The organism is Shewanella sp. M16 (genome assembly GCF_018224605.1).
GTDB lineage: Bacteria > Pseudomonadota > Gammaproteobacteria > Enterobacterales > Shewanellaceae > Shewanella > Shewanella oncorhynchi.
Window position 1 is genome coordinate 43,445 of sequence record NZ_JAGTUL010000032.1, and the last position, 6,391, is coordinate 49,835.

Sequence of the window (6,391 nt, forward strand, 5' to 3'; positions counted from 1 at the left end):
ATGGATAATTTAAAAAACTGTGAGAAAGGGATGTCGCTGGTTGAGCTAATGGTCTCTATGGTCATTGGCTTATTTCTCACTCTTGGGCTTTTTGGCATGTTTAGTATGTCTTCTTCCAATGTGATCACAACGAGCCAGTTTAACCAATTGCAAGAAAATGGACGAATTGCTTTGTCACTAATGGAAAGAGATATCAGCCAATTGGGTTTTATGGGTGACATAACGGGAACTGATTTTGTACTTGGAACCAATATGACCTTGAGGGATGGTGTTGCAAATGATTGTATTGGTGCAGGCGTAAATAACGGTACTTTACCTAATGCTGAACCTGCACACTTTAGGCGTCTATGGGGATATGAAGAGGGCGAGAGTGGGGATACATTAAGTTGCTTATCAGGTGTGAATCAGAATACGGATGTCATTCAAATTAAAAGATTAGTTGGCCCACCAGTGACTAATCCCAATGGCGAGCGTTTTTATATGGCTGCAACTTCGAGTGAAGCTGTGATGTTTAAAGGCGGTAATCCTCCCAATCCAGTACTCGAAAATGCTCGTTTTTGGGAATATCAGCATCATATTTATTTTATTAAAAATGATGGTTCTATACCTGTTCTACGCCGAAAAACATTAACCAAGAATAATGGCATGAATAACGAAGAGCAGTTAGTTGAAGGCATTGAGAATATGCGTATTCTTTATGGTTTTGATAGTAATGGAGATGATACCGCCGATAGTTTTATGCCAGCAGAAAATGTAACCACATTAATGTGGGACAACGAATTATTTCAAAGACTTGTTGCCTTAAGGGTTTTCTTGTTGGTTCGCGCTATTGATGAAGATAAAAGTTACACCAATGAAACTACTTATACTCTGGGCGATAAGGAAATTAAAAATTTGAATGATCATTATCGACGCAAGATAGTTTCGACGACTATGGTGCTTGCTAATCCAGTGTTAATTAGAAATTAGAAGGTTGGTAAGATGAAAAAGCAAAAAGGAATTGTATTATTTTTTGCACTTATCATATTGTTGCTTATGACTATTATTGGTGTCGCTTTGGCTGTTAATTCGACCCAATCTATGCGTATGTCTGGAGCAGGATCAGAACGTATAGAGGCTAAGTCTGTTGCTGATGGTGGCTTAGAGGCGGCAATCGAAGCCAATAAAGGTGCTAGCTTAGCCAAACTATCTGAGATTTCATCTGTGGTTGAATTTGGTTCTAACCAAACGTTAACGCCAATTCCTTATGAAGTTGATGCTGTAGGTAATGTTGTCATTAGTGCAAAAGATGTTGGATGCCAGCGAAGTACAAGGCCAAATAGTGGTAATTTAATTAGCTGTCGGCGTGTTGAGATTAGTAGTACAGCAGAATTTGGTAGAGATAAACTGGGCCAACTAACTGTTGTCGCAGGTGTGGAGCAAGAAGTTTTAACTGGGAGTTAGATATGATTATTAAAAAGCTGGCTTGTTCTATACTACTTGCGCTGACTTTTGTGTCGGCTTTCTCCTTTGGTGACGATACTGAGTTATATGTAAAAGAATCAACAACTCGAACGGGCGCAAGACCTAAAGTGCTCGTTATATTTGATAACTCAGGAAGTATGTCAACTGAAGAAATTACTCAGGTTGTAGATTATGACCCTAACTATGACTACCCAGCCGTAAGTGGTTCTGGGTATAGTGATACTCTTATTTATTATGCTGTTGGCGGTGGGGGATTACCCACCCCTGATACTAGCTCTGATAAGCGTAATTTTAAAGCTAGTTTAAATGGATGTAGTCAAAGCAAAGCTGCATTAGCAGAGTTTGGTCGTTTTACTGGGTATATAAGAGAGTTCACATCAAGTGGTACTACTGGCGTTTGGAAAGAACTACCTGAAACAAATGGTACTGCAATAAAAGTAATTGATTGTTGGGAAGATATTTCTCAAATAAATCCGAGTAATTCATCATCATATCCTAATGGATTTCCTGCTAACGGGGTAACAACTGGGTCAGGTAGTAAAAAGAAAGCATATCCATATTTTACTTCCTCACTACCAGGAACAACTTGGACCAATGCTTTAGCCGCAGCCAATAATACTGACTTTGGTGTTGGACAACCTATTACCTTGTACACTGATAATTACCTAAGATGGTACGGATTATCTAAAGCGGGAAAATTACCAACGGTAAAAGTTTCAAGACTAGAAATTGCGAAGAAAGCGATTTCTAATATTATTAGTTCAACTCCAACAGTGGATTTTGGACTTGCTGTATTTAATTATAATTATCCAAATGAAGGTAATCGAGACGGTGGTCGAATTGTATCTGGCATTACTCAGATGACGGATAGTACGCGTGCGAGTTTATTAACTACTATTGATAATTTGCTGGCAAAAACAAATACACCACTATGTGAGACTATGTATGAAGCTTACCGTTATTTTGCCGGTAAGGGCGTTAAATATGGTCATAGTGATACAGATTATGGCTCTTATGTTGGAAATAAACCACCGTATGACAGCTTAGTGGAGAAGAGTGGTAACTACGCAAGTCCATTTAAAGTATGTACGGATATTGCTTATGTTATCTATGTCACTGATGGCTCTCCAACAGTTGATAAAAATGCGAATAATGACGTTATTAGTTTAACTGCCACAGGAAGTAAAGAAGGAGATTACTCTTCATTTTCTAAAAATCTAGATACAGCAAGCTATTTGCCCGCATTAGCTAGTTATATGTTTAATAACGACTTAATTAACAAGTTGGACAGTTCAAATACTGAACAAATGCAGAATGTTCGTACTTATACTATTGGTTTTAGTAAAGGTGCAGAAGATGCCGCACCTTTACTTGCTGAGACGGCTAAAAGAGGTGGTGGTTTATATTTTGCTGCTCAAAACAGTCTTGAACTACAGAATGCACTTAATGATGCGTTATCAAATATTTTGAATATTGATTCAAGTTTTACATCTCCAAGTATTGCTAGTAATAATTTTGATAGGACTCAGACATTTGATGCCGCTTATTACGCTATGTTTCTCCCAGGCAAAGGACCTCGTTGGAGCGGTAATTTAAAAAAATTAAAAGTAACCGCAGATGGAACATTGGTTGATAGTAAAGGGAATGCAGCTATAGCAGATAACGGCAATATTAAAGATGGTGCCTGTACTATATGGTCGGATTGTGTTGCGCAAAAGGATGGAAATAAAGTTGAAGTCGGCGGAGTCGCGGCACAAATCAGAAAGCAAGAAGTTAGGAATATTGTAAGCAACTTAAATGGGTCTTCCAGTTTAACGCCTTTAACACTTGCTAATGCACAAACTGCAGCAGGCGGTGATGCTGCGCTAGCTAGCTATATGAGAACTAGCGTAGATGAGCTTGCTAATACGTTAAATTGGCTTAATGGGATAGATGTCGACGACGATAATAAAGATGGTAGTACGACAGATAAACGTAATGATGTTATGGGTGATCCTCTTCATTCTAAGCCACTTGCACTCAATTTCGGCACAAAAAGCGCGACTGATATTCGTATCATGCTTGGCACTAATCAAGGTGTTGTGCATATGTTTAAAGATGCGGGCGAATCTGTATCAGAGACTTGGGGCTTTATTCCCTATGAGTTATTGCCTAATTTAACAGAACTGAGAAGTAATGATCCTTCAGGTGTACACACAGTATACGGAATGGATTCATCTCCAGTTGCTTACACAGAAACTGATGCTGAGGGTAAAGTGATTAAAGCATGGGTTTATATGGGGATGCGTCGAGGTGGCTCGTCTTATTATGCCCTCAATGTGACAAACCCTGATAGCCCTTCTCTAATGTGGACTATTAATCCATCAACGGATGGTTTTTCTGATCTTGGACAAACATGGTCTGAGCCTATAGTGACGAAAATCGTTGGTTATGAAAAGCCTGTACTTATTTTTGGTGGTGGCTACGATGTTAGTTTTGATGCAACTCCTTCATCTTCTCCGGTAGGTCGTGCGGTTTATATTGTCGATGCAGAGAAGGGAACTTTGATTCATTCATTTGGTGGCTCTGCATCGGGTGCAACAGCACTTTCGGGAATTCAGGATAGCATTCCAAACTCAGTCGCCGTACTTGATAGTAATAATGATGGGTATACAGATAGGATTTATGCCTCCGATGTCGGTGCAAATGTCTGGCGTATTGATCTTCCAAGTGCAAGTAAGTCGAGTTGGAGTGCATTTAAATTTGCTTCTTTAGGTGGTACTGATAGTAATAATCGCCGTTTTTATGCAGAACCTGTTGTAGCACAAACGATGTTTACTAATTTATCCGAAGTTAAGGTGACAACAGAGAGTGGTACTACTACGACTAAAACTTATCAAAATGTTCCCTATGATGCGGTGGTGATTGGAAGTGGAACGCGACCCCACCCATCATCTACTGATATCAATGATATGTTTTTTACATTGCAAGATCGTAATGTGGTGACTAAGAGTTTTACTGGCGGTGATGTTCCCGAGGCGATCACAATCAATGATCTCTATGATGTGACTTCTACTGCACCTGCGTCTGAAGCCGACAACATAAGTTTCGGTAAAAAACTCGGCTGGTTCTATGATTTTAGTGGTCTAGGTGAAAAGAGTTTAACAGCTGCCTTGATTGTCCAAGGCAAAGTTTATTTCACTTCTTATTCTCCCCCTGCTGACTCGGTTGCCGATAACGTGTGTTTAGTGTCTGGTTCTGGCAAGTTATATCCGTTCGATTTGCACAAAGGAACGAGATCCTTTTCTCAATTATATTATGAACTGGGTGAACGTGTACCGGATACACCGCAGATTGTTATTCCTGCACCTGAATCCGGTAAAGATCCCTATATCTATATTATTGGAGTTGGTAAAGGTGAGAAAAATGAAAATGGGGATTATACAGGTACAATCAACGTTGCTTCTGGGTTAGGTGTTAATAAAATTTATTATCATATAAATGAATGAGTTATTAATTTATGAAGGTTCAACTTAAAGGTTTTACCCTGATAGAGGTGATGATCGCCGTCGTGATCATTGGTATTTTGGCATCGATTGCATACCCTTCTTATACGCAATACATTGCTCAGAGTGCAAGATCAGAAGGGTTAGCTGCTTTGATGCGTATAGCAAACTTGCAGGAACAGTATTATCTCGATAATAAAAAATATGCTACTGATTTAACAAAACTTGTAGGGGCAAACCCTTATATCACTGAGCATAAACATTACTCTGTATCATCAAGTGGTGAATCAAGCTTTACGATTAAGGCAGTTGCTCAAGGGGTTCAGGCTAGCCGTGATGCCTCGTGCTCTTCTTTAACAATATCAGATACTGGGGCAAAAGGTCCGAGTGCGGAGTGTTGGAAATGAAATTAATAAACCTCTTTATAACGGTGGCTTTCTTACCAAGCTTAGTTTGGGCTGACTCTGGAGCAACAGTCAGCGAACAAGACTTCAAATGCTACATTACATCAAAGAAAAGTGCTGAGATTGCCTTCTATCATTGGAAGAGTAGTGAAATGAATGTGAGAATGGCTAGCCTTGTTGGTACTACTCGCCAATCAAATGATGGATCGAAATATTACATCTATAGTGTTGAGGAGTGTGTCGCATTAAACGCTGAATTTACTAATACTAAGGCGCAAGTTTTGGATAAGTTAACACCTAGATAAACATCAGCATGTATTTTTAAATGTTAACAACGAACGATTTAAGGATAATATTATTTTAGGGTAGTGAACGGTAGATTTAGTCTCCCATAGTTTATGTGCAGCTTTTCCCATCTGCGCCCTCTTTTATTAAACCTGAAGTGCTAATGTTGATACTTTTAGAATTGTCACTTTGCCCATTTGAACAATAGATAATTGATGTTTCAACTGAGACTAAACCATCGGGTGTAAAATCAATTTTTTTATCGGCGGGCCCTGATAGGGAAATTACATCGTGTGTATTGAAACTATCGATCACTTTCAATACATTCTTGGCACCTCCATTGTCAATATATACACTGAACCCCTTATTCCAGTCTGTGCCGCATGGTGATGCCGCGTATGGGCAGACTGTTACTGTTGCGCTATAGTTGACAGCTTGGTTTCTTGCAAAAGCAAACACATCACTAATTTTTCGTATTTCATTAGCGCTGCGTGTCCCTTCGTATAGCGACGTAAGTGATGGAACCCCTATGGCTAGTAGGATTGCTGCTACGGCAATTGTGACCATCAGTTCGACTAAGGTAAATCCTCTTGAAATAATTAACATGTAGCTATCCTCGTTAAAACTTAGCTAAGTATATGCGAGGAGACTCTAATGGTCAGTATCTATTCTATATTTTCAATATACCCAATAAATTGATTTTCTTGCTTTCATATAATTAAATCTGACTCTTATACACATCTCCGTGCCCAC

At 39.2% G+C, this 6,391-nt stretch carries 6 protein-coding genes; 5 read left to right on the plus strand and 1 reads right to left on the minus strand.

From position 1 onward, the window contains the following. From KFE26_RS18335 to KFE26_RS18355, 5 genes are read left to right on the plus strand one after another with little or no spacing between them, the layout of a single operon-like run. A complete protein-coding gene (locus tag KFE26_RS18335; protein WP_212601290.1) occupies positions 1-969 on the plus strand; it encodes a PilW family protein in 969 nt (322 codons plus the stop codon). A 12-nt stretch (positions 970-981) separates the two neighbouring features. Then, complete coding sequence (locus KFE26_RS18340) at positions 982-1,443, plus strand: PilX N-terminal domain-containing pilus assembly protein (protein ID WP_212601291.1); 462 nt, start codon at positions 982-984, stop codon at positions 1,441-1,443. 2 nt (positions 1,444-1,445) lie between these two features. Continuing rightward, positions 1,446-4,952: a pilus assembly protein gene (locus KFE26_RS18345; protein ID WP_212601292.1), complete on the plus strand. Its 3,507-nt coding sequence runs from the start codon at positions 1,446-1,448 to the stop codon at positions 4,950-4,952. Positions 4,953-4,963: 11 nt separating this feature from the next. After that, positions 4,964-5,356: a type IV pilin protein gene (locus KFE26_RS18350; RefSeq protein WP_028760915.1), complete on the plus strand. Its 393-nt coding sequence runs from the start codon at positions 4,964-4,966 to the stop codon at positions 5,354-5,356. Next, positions 5,353-5,658 carry a TapY2 family type IVa secretion system protein gene (locus tag KFE26_RS18355; protein ID WP_113941310.1) on the plus strand — a complete coding sequence of 102 codons (306 nt, stop codon included), beginning with the start codon at positions 5,353-5,355 and terminating at the stop codon, positions 5,656-5,658. Before KFE26_RS18350 ends, KFE26_RS18355 begins: the two co-directional genes overlap by 4 nt. A gap of 91 nt (positions 5,659-5,749) precedes the next feature. On the opposite strand, the gene KFE26_RS18360 is transcribed toward KFE26_RS18355, so the two are convergent. Next, positions 5,750-6,244, minus strand: coding sequence for a GspH/FimT family pseudopilin (locus tag KFE26_RS18360; protein ID WP_212601293.1), 495 nt, complete (start codon positions 6,242-6,244; stop codon positions 5,750-5,752). Between the last annotated feature and the right edge of the window lie 147 nt (positions 6,245-6,391).